This window comes from Paractinoplanes deccanensis, from assembly GCF_016862115.1.
GTDB classification, from domain to species: Bacteria; Actinomycetota; Actinomycetes; order Mycobacteriales; family Micromonosporaceae; genus Actinoplanes; species Actinoplanes deccanensis.
On the sequence record NZ_BOMI01000085.1, the window covers coordinates 1 to 13,949 of the forward strand.

A 13,949-nucleotide genomic window follows, 5' to 3' on the forward strand; every position below is an offset into this window, starting at 1 on the left:
CACCGCCCGGCACCGCAGCGCACCGCCCGGCACCGCAACGCACCGCCCGGCACCGCAACGCACCGCCCGGCACCGCAACGCACCGCGCCCAAGGTCACCGGTCACTCGGCACAGGAAGAGTCGTCGTTCCGACTCAGCGCCGCCCTCCCCGCTCCCGACGGGTGCACAATTCGAGCTGCAACCTGAACCATTATCCCGTGCCGCGCAGATCAAATACCAGTAATCGATCATGCCAGACCAAAGAATTTCTCCAGGATTCGAGATAGACGCCGCGAGACAATCATCCGTGGCGCGAGAATGATTCCCCGCGCCGGGACAACTCGTCATGCGCGCCGGGCCGGCAAAGGGGTCGAACGAGCGAAGGCCGAACCGGCGGAAGGGCCGAGGAGACAAAGAGCCCGACCGACGGAAGAGCCGAGAAGGCACAAGAGCCCGACCGACGGAAGAACCGAAAAGGCACAAGAGCCCGACCGACGGAAGAACCGAGAAGGCAGAAGGGCCGGGGAGGCGAGGGGCCGGGGAGGCGAGGGGCCGGGGAGGCGAGGGGCCGGGGAGGCAGAAGGGTCGGGAAGGCGAGGGGCCGGAGAGGCAGAAGGGTCGGGGAAGCGGAAGGGCCCGGCCTGCGAAAGCGATCAGCCGGCAGGAGCCCCTAACCGCCGCGCTTGGCCGAGTAGATGGCCAGGTTGGTGTAGGCCGCCGCCAGTGCCGGGACCGGCACCCCGTGCTTGTCGGCCTCGGCCACGAAGTCGCCGAGGATGGCTTCCGCCTCGACCGGGAGGCCGGCCATCATGTCGCGGTACATCGACGAGGTCATGGGCTGGTCGGTGGACAGGCCGTTCTGGAGCACCGACACCGCCGCCGGGCGTGGGGTGTGGCCGGCCGCCGTGGCGATGGCCATGGCCTCGGCGGCGATGCGGGCGCCGAAGGCGTTGCCGCCCGGGGCCCGGTTGATGTCGCCGACCGTGGCTCGCATCAGGGTGGTGGCCGCGCCGAGGCTGGCCAGGAAGACCCATTTCTCCCACATGTCCTGCACGATCGTGGGGGAGGCGAAGGCGTCGAAGCCGGCGCCGTCGAAGGCCTCGACGATCGGGGCGGGGACGTCGGAGCCGTCGAGGCGGCCGAAGCTGATGCGGTGCAGGCCGGTCATCTGGACCACGTCGCCGTGCTCGTCGAGGCTGGCGTGGATCATGCAGACGCCGCCCCAGGCGCGGGACGGGCCGAAGGCGCCGACCAGCTCGTCGACGTGGCGCATGCCGTTCAGCAGGGGGATCACGACCGTGGACGGGCCGACGGCCGGCGCCAGGTCGATCATCGCCTGTTCGAGGCCGTAGCTCTTCACGGCGATGACCACGACGTCGTACGGGCCGTCGATCTGCCCGGCGGTCACCGTGCGCGGGCGCACCGACGTCGTGCCGTCGGGGCCGGTCAGGCGGAGGCCGCGGGAGGCCAGCGACGCGGCTCGCGCCGGCCGGACCAGGAACGTGACGTCCCGGCCGGCCGCCGCGAGACGCCCGCCGAAGTAGCCGCCGGTCGCGCCGGCTCCGACGAAGAGGATGCGCACGTCAATAGCCTAGAAGCTCGTCGTCGAAGCACCACTTCCAATTTTCGCCCGGCTCGAACGAGCGCATCACCGGGTGGCCGGACTCCTGATGGTGCGCGGACATGTGCCGCCGCGGTGAGGAGTCGCAGCAGGCCACCTTTCCGCAGGTCAGGCAGAGACGCAGGTGGACCCAGTCGTGGTGGCCGGCGGCCACGCACTCGGGGCAGCCGTCCTCGTACGCCGACTGCGGCGCCGGGTCACCGGACTCCTTGAGGTGCAGGCAGGTCAATCGTCACTCCGTAGCAGCTGGGACTCTTCCAGGTCGAGGTCGCGCTGGGCGCGGGTCAGCACCTCCTCGGGGATGCGGCCCTCGTTGCGGGCCACCTTGAAGACGTGCCGCTCCGCACTGATCATCTCGCGCCGCAGCCGACCGTACGCCGCGGACGGGGTCTCCCGCTGCTGATCGCCGAGGCGTTCCCACGCGTTGTTGGACCGGCTGTCGACCAGGGCGCGCAGCCGCTCCACCACCGAGGCGGGTGCGCCGTCGGCGTTCTTCTCCAGCGCTTCCAGCGCGGCGCGGCTGGCCTGGTGTTGCACGCCGGCCTCGGCGAGCGCGTCCTCGGTCGTGGTGTCCTCGCGGACGTCGAGCACCCGGGCCAGCCACGGCAGCGTGGTGCCCTGGAGCAGCAGCGTGACCACGATCACCACGAAGGCGACGAAGATGAACAGGTCACGAGGATACTCGGGCACCCCGTCCTCGCCGGGCAGCGGCAGCGTCTGGGCGGCGGCCAGCGTCACCACGCCGCGCATGCCCGCCCACGAGATGACCGTCGGCACCGAGATCGGCGTGCGTTCCACGCGGTTGCGCACCCGCGGCAGCAGCCGGGCCAGATAGGTGGCCGGGTACATCCACACGAACCGCGTCAGGATCACCACCAGGACGACGGTGACGCTGACCTGGATGGTGGTGCCGACGGGGGTCTCGATGCTCTCGCCGATGCTGCGCAGCTGGAGGCCGACCATCAGGAAGACCACGCCCTCCAGCAGGAAGCTGATCATGCGCCAGATGGCGTCCATCTGGAGCCGCGAGGTGGCCGACAGCAGGTAGGGCCGGCGGTGGCCGAGGTAGAGGCCGGCGATCACGACGGCCACGACGCTGGAGCTGTGCACCTCCTCCGCGATGATCACCACGACGAACGGCGTGAGCAAGGACACGGCGTCGTCGAGCAGCGGATCCTCGATCTTGCGGTGGAGCTTGGCCGCGAGGAACGCCGCCACGAAGCCGATCAGCACGCCACCGCCGGCCTTGAGCGCCACCTCGCCGGCGATGGGCCAGAAGCCGACCGCGGCGCCGGCGAGGGCGCCGACCGAGATGCGCACCAGCACCAGGGCGGTCGCGTCGTTGAGCAGGCTCTCGCCCTCGAGGATCGTGACGACCCGGCGGGGCAGGCCGACCCGGCGCGCGATGGCGGTCGCCGAGACCGCGTCGGGCGGGGCGACGACCGCGCCGAGTGCCACGCACGCCGCGTACGGGACATCGGGAAGGAGCAGGTGAACGGCGGTGCCGACGGCGAACGCGGTGACCAGCACCAGGCCGACGGCGAGCAGCAGGATGGGTCGCAGCGCCCGGCGGAACGCGGGCACCGACGTCTCCAGCGCGGCCACGTAGAGCAGCGGCGGCAGGATGCCGATCAGCACCAGCTCGGGCTCGAGGTGGGCCTCGGGAAACCCCGGGACGTACGACAGCGCGAGACCGGCCACCAGCAGCACGAGGGGCGCGACGAAACCCAGGCGGCGGGCCAGAGCGGCGCCGAACACCGAGATCGCCACCAACACGACCACGTCGACGATGCTCTCCATGGCCGGAAGCTTATAAGTACTCGTGCTCAAGACCATCTCGCTCGCGTACGGCAGGCTGTCGCCCATGAATGTGGGTATCACCGGGATCGCGTACGCCCTGCCGGCGCGCGAGGTCACCACCGCGGAGCTCCAGCGCCGGGTCGCGCCGGGCTTGCCGCCGCGGATGTTCGAGCAGGCCACCGGCATCGCCCGGCGGCGGATCGCGGCCGACGACGAGTACGCCTCCGACCTGGCGATCGACGCCGCGACCAAGGTCCTGGCCGACACCGGCCGCGACCCGCTCGACGTCGACCTGTTGCTCTTCGCCAGCGCCACCCGGGACATGGCCGAGCCGGCGACCGCCCACGTGGTGCAGGCCGCGCTCGGCGGCCGGGCGCACGCGCTGGACGTCACGAACGCCTGCAACAGCTTCCTCAACGGCATCGACCTGGCCCGGTCGATGATCCTGGCCGGGCGGGCCCGGACCGCGCTGGTCGTCACCGGCGAGACGCCGACCCGGGCGATGCGGCCCGAGCTGACGAGCCTCGCCCAGGCGCGGACGGCGCTGGCCGGCTACACCTTCGGCGACGCGGGGGCCGCCGCGCTGGTCGAGCCGGTGACCGCGGGCGGCATCCTCGATGTGGACGCCGAGACCCACTCCGAGCACTGGGGCGTCGGCGGCATCTTCGGCGGCGGCTCCCGGCATCCGCGCGGCGACGAGCACACCTATTTCAGCGGCGACGGCCACCGGCTGCGCGGCGTCTTCGAGAGCATCGGCCCGGGGCTGCTCACCCGCGTCCTCGGCCGCTTCGGCGGCAGCTGGGACGGCTTCGCCCGGGTGCTCGTGCACCAGGTCACGGTGCCCTACCTGAACCGCTTCGTGGAGGTGGCCGGCGTGCCCCGCGACAAGCTGGAGATCACCGTCGACGAGCTCGGCAACATGGCCTCCGCGACGCTGGGGGTCCAGCTCGCCCGCGTACACCCGGATCTGCGGCCGGGCGACCGCGTGCTGCTGGTCGGCCTCGGCGGCGGCGTCAGCCTGATGACCATGGTCTGGGAGGTGTCGTGACGGCGCCGCTCTGGGTGGTCGTGCCCGCGTACAACGAACAGGCTCGCATCTCCGCGACCCTGGCGGCGCTGGCGGCGCAGACCGACACCGACTTCACGCTGCTGGTCGTGGACAACAACTCGACGGACGGCACCGCCGAGGTAGTACGCCGCTTCGAGGCGCCGTTCCCCGTCGAGCTGCTCGTCGAGACGGACAAGGGCGTCGGCTGCGCGGTCGACACCGGCTTCCGGCACGCCATCGCCGCGGGAGCGGTGCATCTGGCCCGTACGGACGCGGACTGCCTGCCCGCTCCCGGCTGGGTCGCCGCCGCCCGGGCCGCGCTGGCCTCCGGCGGCGCCATGGCCTGCGGCAAGATCACCGCGCGCGCCGACGAGCACGGCCCGGTCGGCCGCGGTTTCTTCCGGCTGCTCGTGGTGCTGGCCGCGGCGTTCGGCCGCGTGCGTCCCGCGCATCGCACGGCGGAGTTCAAGGCCCCGTACCGCATGCACGCCGGCAACAACATGGCCATCACCGCGGAGCTCTATCTCGCCTGCGGAGGGATGCCGCGGCGCCCCTCACCCACCGATCGGACCTTCCTCAACCGGGTACGCCGCACGACGGCCGACATCGTGCACAGCCGCGACATGGTGGTGGCCAACTCGACGCGGCGCATCCGTGCCTACGGGGTCGTCGGCACGGCCAAGTGGTACCTCGACCGCGGCAGCGGCCCGCGAACGGCGGACCCGCGCTGATGCTCACCGAACTCATCGACGGCCTGCGTCCCGGCGACCCCCGTCCGGCCCTTCCGGGCGCCACCCGCGGCGAGCTGGCCGAGCTGGTCCGCGGTTACGCCGTCGCCCTGGCCCATCTGGATCCCGGGGACACCATCGCCCTGGCGGTACGCCCGGGGCCGCGCTCGCTGGCGACGCTGCTGGCCGCGTACCACCTGGGCCTGCGCGTCGCCGTGCTGGACCCCACCGCCGGTCCCGACGTGCTGCGCGCCCGGCTGGCCCTCGCGGCGCCGCGTCTGGTGCTGGCCGACGCCGCGGCGCAGGCGGTGGCCGGATGGGCCGCGCGCCTCGCCCGCCGTGCCCACCTCGCGCTGCCGGAGCTCGGCGCCATCGCGCCGGTCAGGACCATCGGGCGACGGCTTCCGGGTTCGCCGCCGGCTCTGCGTCCCCTTCCGGGCCGTCTCCCCCGGCCGTACGAGGGTGAGGGCGACTCGGTGATCGTCTTCACCTCGGGCACGACCACCCGCCCGCGCGCCGTGGTGCACACCCGTCGCTCCATCTCGGCGGGCATGACGGCGGTACGCGACCTCGTCCGCCCCGAACCGGACGTGCCGGTCGTGGGAGGCACGTTCTTCGTGCTGCTGCCGTCGCTGGCGAGCGGGGCGCCGGTGGCCTTCCCGTCGCGCCGCTCTCTGGCCCGCCAGCTCCGCGAGTTGCGGCCGCAGGCCACCTATCTGACCCCACCCCAGGTACGGAACGCTCTCGCGGCGGGCACTCGCTTCACCGGTCGCGTCTACAGCGGCTCGGCGCCCGTGAGCGCCGCCCTGCTCCGCTCGGTCCGGCGGTCGGGGGCGTCCGAGGCTTGGGGGGTCTACGCGCTGACCGAGGTCTTCCCCGCCGCGGCCGTCGAGGAGTCGGAGAAGTCCGCCTTCACCGGGGAGGGCGACCTGGTGGGCCGTCTCCTTCCCGGCGTGACCGCCCGCGTCTCCCCCGACGCCTCCGCCGTGGCCGGCGCCGCCGCTGCCGCCGCTTCTGGCGAGCTGCTGCTTGGTGGGCCGACGGCGGCGGATCGGTATCTCGGCGAGGAGCCCTTCGAGTGGGTGGCGACCGGCGACATCGGCCGCGTCCTCGACGACCGTTCCGTGGTCCTGGGCGGCCGGGCGAAGGACATGATCCTGCGCCGGGCCGAGAACATCTATCCGGGCCTCTACGAGCCTTCCCTGCACGTGCCCGGCGTGGAGCTGGCCCTGCTGGTCGGCGTCCCGGCCGGCGACGGCGACGAACGCGTGGTCGCCGTCGTGCAGAAGGCGGACGGCGCCACCGAACGGGAGGTGCGCGCCGCCCTGCGCGAACCGCTCGCCCGCATGGGCTCGGCCCGCCCCGACGAGGTCGTCTTCGACCGGATACCGCTGGCCGGCCGCTCCCGCAAGCCCGACCGGCGGGCCACGGCGGCTTTGGCGGCCCGCCGATGAGCGCCCTTCTCCCCTCGGCGGCCCGCACCTGCGCCGCGGGTCGCGCTTTCCTCGCGAGCCAGCGTCCCGCCGCGGGGTGGCGCTACCTCGCGGGCCGTCCCTTCTCCGTGGGGCGCCGATGAGCGCGCGGGGGCGGGACCGGCGGGTCTATCTGCGCAGCCACCCCGTTCTTTTCGCGCTGCTCGCCGCGACGCGGCACCGGCGGGCCCTGCGCATCGGAAGCACCGTGCTGGTGCACGACCGCGAGGCCTACCGCACCGCGCTGACCAGGGTGCCGCTCGACCGCACGGCCGAGGGCACCACCGGCGGGGCCGCCGGCGAGCTGGCCGGGCGCGGGGCGCTCTTCGACCAGCACGGCGAGGACCACCGGGACACCCGCCGCGACACCGCCGACCTGCTCGGCGCGGCCGGCGTGGCCCGGCTCCGCCCGGTCTGGACGGCCCTGCTCGACGCTCGTCTGCCGGCGCTGGCCGCCGGCGGGCGTCTCGACGTGGTTCCGCTCGCGGCCGAGATCGCCGGGACGACCGCCGCGGCCCTCCTGGACCTCGGCGTCGACCCGCTCGACCTGGCATCGGCCGCCCAGGAGGCCGCGGCCGCCGCGGCGCGAGCCCATCTGCCCGGCCCGGGCCGTCGGCGCGCCACCAGGTCCGCCGAGGCCCACGCCGCCCGGCTGCTCGACCTGGTCGCCCCGGCCCGGCGGGACGAGGCCGGCCTGGCGGCGATGCTGGCCGTCGCCGCCGTCAACACCACGGTCGCGGCGATCCCCCGAGCCGTGGCGTGGGCCTGCGACGCCGGCCTCTGGGAGCACGCCTCCTCGCCCGCCCTGGCAGACGAGTTGCTGCGGGTCACCGCGCCCACCCCGCTGCTCCCCCGCGTGGCCGCAGCCGACGCCGAGGTGGGCGGCTGCCCGGTCCGCGCGGGCGACCGCATGCTGCTGATCGCCCGCCACGCGGCCGGCGCCCACCGAGACGACCCGTGCCCATCGAACCCGGCACCGCCCCCGACGTCCCAGCTGGTTTTCGGCGCCGGCCCGCACGCCTGCCCGGGCGCGCGCTTGGCCCGCACCCAGCTGGCGGACGTCCTGGCCGCCCTGGCCCCCTACCGCCCGGCCGTGACGCGAGCCCGGGCCGACCGCCGAGCGGCCCTGCCGAGCTGGCGCTCCCTCGCCGTCCGCGCCACCACACAACCCACGCCGCGGGTGGGCGGCCCGCACCACCCCACGGCAGGCCCGGGCCTCGGTGTCGGGCAGGCCGGCCGGCCGTCATCGTCGACCGGCGCCCCGGCGAGCACCACGAGGACCGCACCGCTCCCGGCACCGAGACGCCCGGCGGAGGGCCGTGAGCGCCGCGCGGGTGAGCGATGAGGATCGCGGTCACCGGCGCCAGCGGCTTCTGCGGTGGCGCGGTCGCCCGCCTCGCCGCCGTCGGAGGGCACGACGTCGTCTGCTTCGGACGGCGGCCCGGGCCGGTGGGGCGCCATCAACCCTGGGACGCCACGCGGGACCTTCCCGACTTGTCGGGAGTTGACGTGGTGCTGCATCTGGCGGCGGCCGTCGGAGACTCGAAGCGCGGCGACTTCCACGCGGTCAACGTCGACGGGACCCGGCGGCTGCTCGCCGCGGCGGCGGACCGGCCGGTGGTGTGGGTGAGCAGCGCCAGCGTCTACCGGCCGGGGCCCTACGAAGGGCCGGTCACGGAGGATCATCCGGCCGACGGGCAGCGGAGTGCCTACGGGCGCACCAAGGCAGCCGGGGACCGGCTCGCGCTCGACGCCGGGAAGGTGGTGCTCCGGCCGCGCGCCGTCTACGGCGACGGGGACCCGCACCTGCTGCCGCGGCTGCGGCGGACCGTGCGGGGCGGCCGGGCGTGGCTGCCCGGGCCGGACGTGCCGTTGAGCCTCACGGCCGTCGGCAACCTGGCCGTGGCCTGCCTCGCGGCTCATCGGTGGCCCGCGGGGGCGTACAACATCGCCGACGACGTCGTCTATCGGCGTGACGCCGCCGTCTCCGCGGTGCTGGGTGTGCCCGTACGCCATGTGCCGGTGGCGGCCGCGCGGGCGGTGGCGGCGGTGGCCGGGCTGATGCCGGAGCCGGTGCTCACGCCGTACGCCATCGATCAAGTCACGGACGGCATGGTGCTGAGCGTCGAGCGGGCGCGCCGGCAGGGTTATGCGCCGGTCACGCGGTTGTGCTGACCACCTGGGTGCGGGCGACCGTCTTGGCGTAGGTGCCGTCGAAGCCGGGCCGGGTCTGCACGGCGTCGACCGAGAACGTGTAGCGGGTGTCGCGGTCGAGCCCGGTCACGGTGGCGCTCATGAACGTGCAGGGCTCGCCGGGCGTGACCACGGTCCAGCCGATGTCGCGCTGCTCGCCGAGCATCGCGTCCTGGGAGATCGCGGTGACGCGGTAGTCGACCAGGTTGCCGCCGCCGGGGTGGTACCAGGTGACCGTGGCCGACGTGGCGCCGGCGACCGCGGTGGCGCCGTTGATCGGGTTCTGCTTCACCGGCGCGCACGACAGCGAGCCGGTCGGGGTGGGCGCCGGCGACGCGCTCGACAACGGCAGGAAGCCGGTCGGGAACGGGGTCGCGGTCGACTTCGCGCCGGTCACCACCGGCGACGGGGTGGCGCTGCCGTTGGCGACGACCACCCAGCTCTTGCCGGCGGTCGCCTCCTGCGCGCCGGCCGCGCTCTCGCCGCTGCCGCACGCGGCCAGCAGCGGCACCAGCGCGAGCGTGCCCAGTCCCAGGGTGCCCATCCAGCGACGACGCACTCGCAGCCTCCGTCCGTTCGGTTCCGTACGCCGGTTCCGTTCGGCCGGAGGCTCCTGCTCCTTAGGCGGGGCGGTACAGCTCACGGGTGCGCCCCGCGAGGTTCTTGGTCGCGGCGGCGTTGGCCCACGTGCCCAGCACCACGGCGGCGCCCGGGATCATCTTGGCGAAGACCTTCTTGGCAGCTCGTACGCCTGCCATGCCCGCCAGCTTGACGCCCAGCCGGACCATGGCGCCGCTCAGCGGCCCGGAGGCCGCGCCGCCGAGAAGCCGGACCGCTCGCTCGCGCCCGGCGGCGACACCGAGGGCGACACGGGCGGACTGGGCGGCCTTGTGCACGCGCTGGAGCACGAGCAGGTCGGTCGCGCGCTCGGAGGCGGACGGGTCGTGGTCGTACGCGGCGGCCACGTGCAGCACCATGCGCGCCTGGTTCCACGCCAGGACGCCGACGTCGAGGACCGCGCCGGGCAGCCCGGTGGCGCCGGAGACCGCACCGGAGATGCGGGCGAGCGTGGTGAACCGCTTGACGGCCAGGTCGGCGAGCTCGTCGGGGGTGATCTCGGGGTTGTCGGCGCGGGTGAGGCGCACCCATTCGGCGGCCTCGGGGCCGAGGCGGCGGACGGCTTCGAGGGCGAGGTGCTCCGGCGCGTACTGCGGGTCGGCCTTCATGCGGGCCCAGAGGGAGCCGGGGGGTTCGGCGTTTTCGGCGGCGGCGAGCGAGGCGGGCTTTTGTGGTGCTTCGGTCACAGATCGCTCCGAGGGGGGAAGGGAACGTTCCTGTGCCATTGTGCCGTGCGGATGCACGTGCACGCGAGACCCGATCTTCAGTTGTGCCTTCTCCGAGATCTTCTCTGCCCGAAGGACGGGGGCACATCGGCGATTCGGTACGTTTTTCATGTGTCGACGGGCACAAGCCCGGCGCACGGAATGAAACGCGGGGCAGTGTTGTTCGCACGGGTTACCCGCTTTGGCCCATCACAGGAGGCGTTCGACGTGCTCGACCCACACGAGCTCTACGAGCTGGCCGACGACCTGCCGGAGCTCGACGAGCCGGTCCTCGTCCAGGCGCTCACCGGGTTCGTCGACGCGGGCAGCGCGATCCAGCTGGCCCGCGAGAGCCTGCTCGACGGTCTCGAGAGCCGCGTCCTCGCGACGTTCGACCTCGACCAGCTCCTCGACTACCGATCCCGCCGTCCACCGATGATCTTCGTCGAGGACCACTGGGAGAGCTACGAGGAGCCCAGCCTCGCCCTGCACCTGGTGCGCGACCAGCTCGGCACCGAGTTCCTGCTGCTGGCGGGCCCCGAGCCCGACCTGCAGTGGGAGCGCTTCATCACGGCGGTGATCGCGCTGGTCGAGCGCTTCGGCGTACGGCTGACCGTCGGCCTCAACGCGATCCCGATGGCGGTGCCGCACACCCGCCCCAGCAGCGTCACGGCCCACGCCACCGACAAGTCGCTGCTCGGCGACCGCGAGCCGTGGCTCCAGCGGGTCCAGGTGCCGGCCAGCGTCGGCAACCTGCTCGAGTTCCGCCTGGGCGAGGCCGGCCACACGGCCATGGGCTACGCGGCGCACGTGCCGCACTACCTCGCACAGACCACCTACCCGGCCGCCGCCGAGCTGCTGCTCGACTCGCTGTCGTCGAGCACCGGCCTGGCCCTGCCGACGGGCGACCTGCGCGAGGCCGCCCGCGCGGTCCGCGACGACGTCGACAAGCAGATCGCCGACGACGAGCAGGCCGGCCGCCTGGTCGCCTCTCTGGAGGCGCAGTACGACGCCTTCCTGCGCGGCCGCGAGAGCAACCTGCTCGCCGACACCGACCGCCCGCTGCCCACGGCCGAGGAACTGGGCGCCGAGCTGGAGCGCTTCCTGGCCGAACAGGGCCGCGACCAGGAGTAGCACGCCTGGGGCGCGGGGCATTCCCCCGCGCCCCAGCACTCCCTTGACCGATTTATCCGCTTATTTGATGAAGAAGTCGAGCACCGTCTGGATCTCGCGGTCCCAATACGCCCAGTCATGGTCGCCCGGGGTGAAGGCGGCATCCAGCGGCACCCCCGCCTCCGCGCACGCCTCGACGAAGCGCTCGTTCTGCTTGACCAGGTAGTCGTCGGTGCCGCAGCGCACCATCAGCCGCGGCTTCCGCCCCGCCTTGCGGATCAGGTGGAACAGGTCGTCATCGGTCCCCTCGGCGGGACGGCCCGCGAAGACGCGCTGCATCAAGGCGCGGATGTGCGGCCGGTCGTCGTTCTCCTGGAGGTACGCGAGGTCGAGCGCCCCTGACAGGCCGGCCGCCGCCGCGAACCGCTCGGGCTGCCGCAGCGCCCACTTGAGGGCGCCGTAGCCGCCCATCGACAGCCCCGCCACGTACGTCTCCTCGGGCTTGACCGAGACCCGGAAGAAGCGCTCGACGGTCGCCGGCAGCTCCTGACTCAGGAACGTCCAGAAGCGCATGCCGTACGCCTCGTCGGCGTAGAAGCTGCGGTGCACCTGGGGCATGACGACGGCGAGACCCTTCGCGCTCGCGTACCGCTCGATCGAAGTGAACCGCGTCCAGGCGGTGTCGTCGTCGGTGAGCCCGTGCAGCAGGTAGAGCAGCGGCGGCGGCCGCTCACCCTCCTGCGGCAGCACGACCGTCATCGAGGTGTCCAGCTCGAGCGCCTCGGAGGCGAAGTCAACGCGGATCAAAGCCATCCGGCGACCGTACGCCTGGCGTGCCGCCCGGTCGCCAGGACGCCGCCGAAATTCGTCGCCGCGGACCCGCGCATATCGACCATTGTGCCCGCGCGCGGGTTGGGATTGTCGCACCCCTCGATTAGAATGTATGTACGAAAGACGCCCTCTGACCTGCTGATCTTCAGCGTGTTCCGGGTGCTCCAGTTAGGAGATCGACGTGACCTCGTCCGTCCTGAGTGTTCCCTCGACCACCCCCGTGCCCGTCATCCCGCCCTACGCGACCATGCTCGGTTTCACCCGATATGTGACTCGCACCGGCCCGGCCAAGGCCACGTTCGTCGGCGGCCTGCGCCGCGCACGCGAGCGCCGCTCCGGCTTCAACCCGCACGGCCAGCTCGTCAAGGCGCTCAAGGCCGACATCGCCTTCCGCACCGGCGGTTCCTACCTGTCCGGCGTGGTCGATCTGGTCAAGGAGCGCTGGAAGCCGCTCTACGAGTCGGTCAGCGCCGGCGCCAAGACCTACCTGGCCTCCCTCGGCGCCCCCGACCAGGTCGGCCTGGCACAGACAAGAGATGCCCTGGCCACCGTCGGCCCCCTCGCCGTGAAGATCAACCCCCACTTCGGCCTCCGCTACGAGGACGGCCGCCGCGAGGCCGTCCGCCTCCACTTCGACGAGGACCCGCCCACCCCCGAGGCCGTGACCGCCACACTGCACCTGATGGCCCGCCACATGGACCAGATCCTCCCCAACGCCGAGCCGGTCCTGGTCGACCTGCGCCGCGGCGTCACCCACCGCATGGACCCCACCGCCAAGCCCCACGACATCGAAGCCTGGCTCGCCGGCGAGGCAGCCGCCTTCACCGCCATGTGGGGCGCGCCGGCCTGACCCACCTCGACCCGCGGCCGCCCCGGCTCTCGACCGCCCATGTCCACCTGGGGCGGCCGCGCCCTCAACCCCGAGCGCGCCCGATCCATCCGGGCGCCTCTCGAACCTGGGACGCGCCCCACCCTTCCTCGAAACCCGGCACGCTTCTCGAGCCCGGGGCGCGCTTCTCGAATCGGGCAACGCCGCACGCCGTCGGCCGATGGATGCCCGCGCCTAGACGGAGGACGCTGGGCGGTCACCCGGCACCTCGCTCGGTTCCGTCCGGCGCCCCGGCTACCTCGGCACGGGGACCACCAACCCGCGGGCTTGCTGCGGGATTGACCGCATCGCCTCGTGACTGGCGGCCGCCGCGTTTCGCTCCTTGAGGATGGAAGCCGTTCAGCGCCTGGTGCCCTCGGGGTGCGCCCCTGCGCGGGCACCACTGAGACGGCGCCGGTATGGACTCCGGGCATTCTGCGGCGCGTCAGCTGATGACGACCACAGCGCCGTCTCTTACCTCGCGGCGCCGCCTGCACCGTGCCCGGCGGCGTCTCATCGCCTTGCCCGGCGGAGGCCCTCCACCCCGCCTCGCCTCCCCTCCTCGCCCTGCCCAGCGGAGCGCCCTCCACCCCCGCCTCTCGGAGCCCTGTCCGGGCGCCGCTCTCGCGGTGCTCGGCGGCTTCGGTTGGACGAACGGATTAACGCTGGAGGAGGGAAATCGCGGTTTCCGGCGGGGAATGCCTTAGGAGCAGAACGGTTGCGACGATCCTCTCGGTGTACAGCACGTTCAGGCGCGTCGGGGGGCGTTCGTCATGGGGGCATTTGGTCGGGTTGTTGGCCTGGCGGTGGCGGGGGTCGCGGCGGGCACGCTGGTGCAACCGGCGGTCGCGCGCGCGGACGTCAGCGCGGGGACCGCAGGAGCCGCGGCGAGCGGAAACGCGGCAACGGCGGAGACTGCAGCCGGCGAAAACGGGGCAACGGCGGAGACTGCGGCCGGCGAAAACGCGGCACCC

13 protein-coding genes are annotated in these 13,949 nt (G+C 73.2%); 7 read left to right on the forward strand and 6 right to left on the reverse strand.

What is annotated here, in order from left to right; genetic code table 11:
* Positions 1 to 649: 649 nt before the first annotated feature.
* The 3 genes from Ade02nite_RS22555 to Ade02nite_RS22565 are packed head-to-tail and all read right to left on the reverse strand — an operon-like array spanning position 650 to position 3,400.
* The gene (locus Ade02nite_RS22555; RefSeq protein ID WP_203767032.1) at positions 650 to 1,561 is read right to left on the reverse strand and encodes a ketopantoate reductase family protein; all 912 of its coding nucleotides are present in this window, start codon (positions 1,559 to 1,561) and stop codon (positions 650 to 652) included.
* A 1-nt stretch (position 1,562) separates the two neighbouring features.
* A complete protein-coding gene (locus tag Ade02nite_RS22560; RefSeq protein WP_203767046.1) occupies positions 1,563 to 1,829 on the reverse strand; it encodes a UBP-type zinc finger domain-containing protein in 267 nt (88 codons plus the stop codon).
* Entirely contained in the window at positions 1,826 to 3,400 is a 1,575-nt protein-coding gene (locus Ade02nite_RS22565) for a Na+/H+ antiporter (RefSeq protein WP_203767048.1), read from the reverse strand. Before Ade02nite_RS22565 ends, Ade02nite_RS22560 begins: the two co-directional genes overlap by 4 nt.
* Before the next feature lie 64 nt (positions 3,401 to 3,464).
* On the opposite strand from Ade02nite_RS22565, the gene Ade02nite_RS22570 reads away from it, so the two are divergent.
* From Ade02nite_RS22570 to Ade02nite_RS22590, 5 genes are all read left to right on the forward strand, one after another.
* Complete coding sequence (locus tag Ade02nite_RS22570) at positions 3,465 to 4,448, forward strand: 3-oxoacyl-ACP synthase III family protein (protein WP_203767052.1); 984 nt, start codon at positions 3,465 to 3,467, stop codon at positions 4,446 to 4,448.
* Positions 4,445 to 5,179: a glycosyltransferase family 2 protein gene (locus Ade02nite_RS22575; protein WP_203767055.1), complete on the forward strand. Its 735-nt coding sequence runs from the start codon at positions 4,445 to 4,447 to the stop codon at positions 5,177 to 5,179. Before Ade02nite_RS22570 ends, Ade02nite_RS22575 begins: the two co-directional genes overlap by 4 nt.
* The gene (locus Ade02nite_RS22580; RefSeq protein WP_203767059.1) at positions 5,179 to 6,630 is read left to right on the forward strand and encodes a class I adenylate-forming enzyme family protein; all 1,452 of its coding nucleotides are present in this window, start codon (positions 5,179 to 5,181) and stop codon (positions 6,628 to 6,630) included. The genes Ade02nite_RS22575 and Ade02nite_RS22580 overlap by 1 nt, the downstream gene beginning before the upstream one ends.
* A gap of 118 nt (positions 6,631 to 6,748) precedes the next feature.
* Entirely contained in the window at positions 6,749 to 7,993 is a 1,245-nt protein-coding gene (locus tag Ade02nite_RS22585) for a cytochrome P450 (protein WP_203767062.1), read from the forward strand.
* A complete protein-coding gene (locus Ade02nite_RS22590; protein ID WP_203767064.1) occupies positions 7,990 to 8,823 on the forward strand; it encodes an NAD-dependent epimerase/dehydratase family protein in 834 nt (277 codons plus the stop codon). Before Ade02nite_RS22585 ends, Ade02nite_RS22590 begins: the two co-directional genes overlap by 4 nt.
* Here the strand turns inward: Ade02nite_RS22590 and Ade02nite_RS22595 are convergent.
* Positions 8,807 to 9,400, reverse strand: coding sequence for a fibronectin type III domain-containing protein (locus Ade02nite_RS22595; protein WP_203767067.1), 594 nt, complete (start codon positions 9,398 to 9,400; stop codon positions 8,807 to 8,809). The two genes, Ade02nite_RS22590 and Ade02nite_RS22595, sit on opposite strands and share 17 nt — an antisense overlap.
* A 61-nt stretch (positions 9,401 to 9,461) precedes the next feature.
* Positions 9,462 to 10,184, reverse strand: coding sequence for an EcsC family protein (locus Ade02nite_RS22600; protein ID WP_203767070.1), 723 nt, complete (start codon positions 10,182 to 10,184; stop codon positions 9,462 to 9,464).
* Positions 10,185 to 10,391: 207 nt separating this feature from the next.
* Here Ade02nite_RS22600 and Ade02nite_RS22605 point away from each other — a divergent pair, with 207 nt between their 5' ends.
* Positions 10,392 to 11,297, forward strand: a complete 906-nt coding sequence (locus Ade02nite_RS22605) for a proteasome assembly chaperone family protein (RefSeq protein ID WP_203767072.1) — start codon at positions 10,392 to 10,394, stop codon at positions 11,295 to 11,297.
* A 60-nt stretch (positions 11,298 to 11,357) separates the two neighbouring features.
* Here the strand turns inward: Ade02nite_RS22605 and Ade02nite_RS22610 are convergent, their stop codons facing one another.
* Positions 11,358 to 12,089 carry an alpha/beta hydrolase gene (locus Ade02nite_RS22610; RefSeq protein ID WP_203767086.1) on the reverse strand — a complete coding sequence of 244 codons (732 nt, stop codon included), beginning with the start codon at positions 12,087 to 12,089 and terminating at the stop codon, positions 11,358 to 11,360.
* A gap of 265 nt (positions 12,090 to 12,354) precedes the next feature.
* Between Ade02nite_RS22610 and Ade02nite_RS22615 the strand changes: the two genes are divergently transcribed.
* A complete protein-coding gene (locus Ade02nite_RS22615) occupies positions 12,355 to 12,957 on the forward strand; it encodes a hypothetical protein (protein ID WP_203767090.1) in 603 nt (200 codons plus the stop codon).
* Positions 12,958 to 13,949 lie beyond the last annotated feature (992 nt).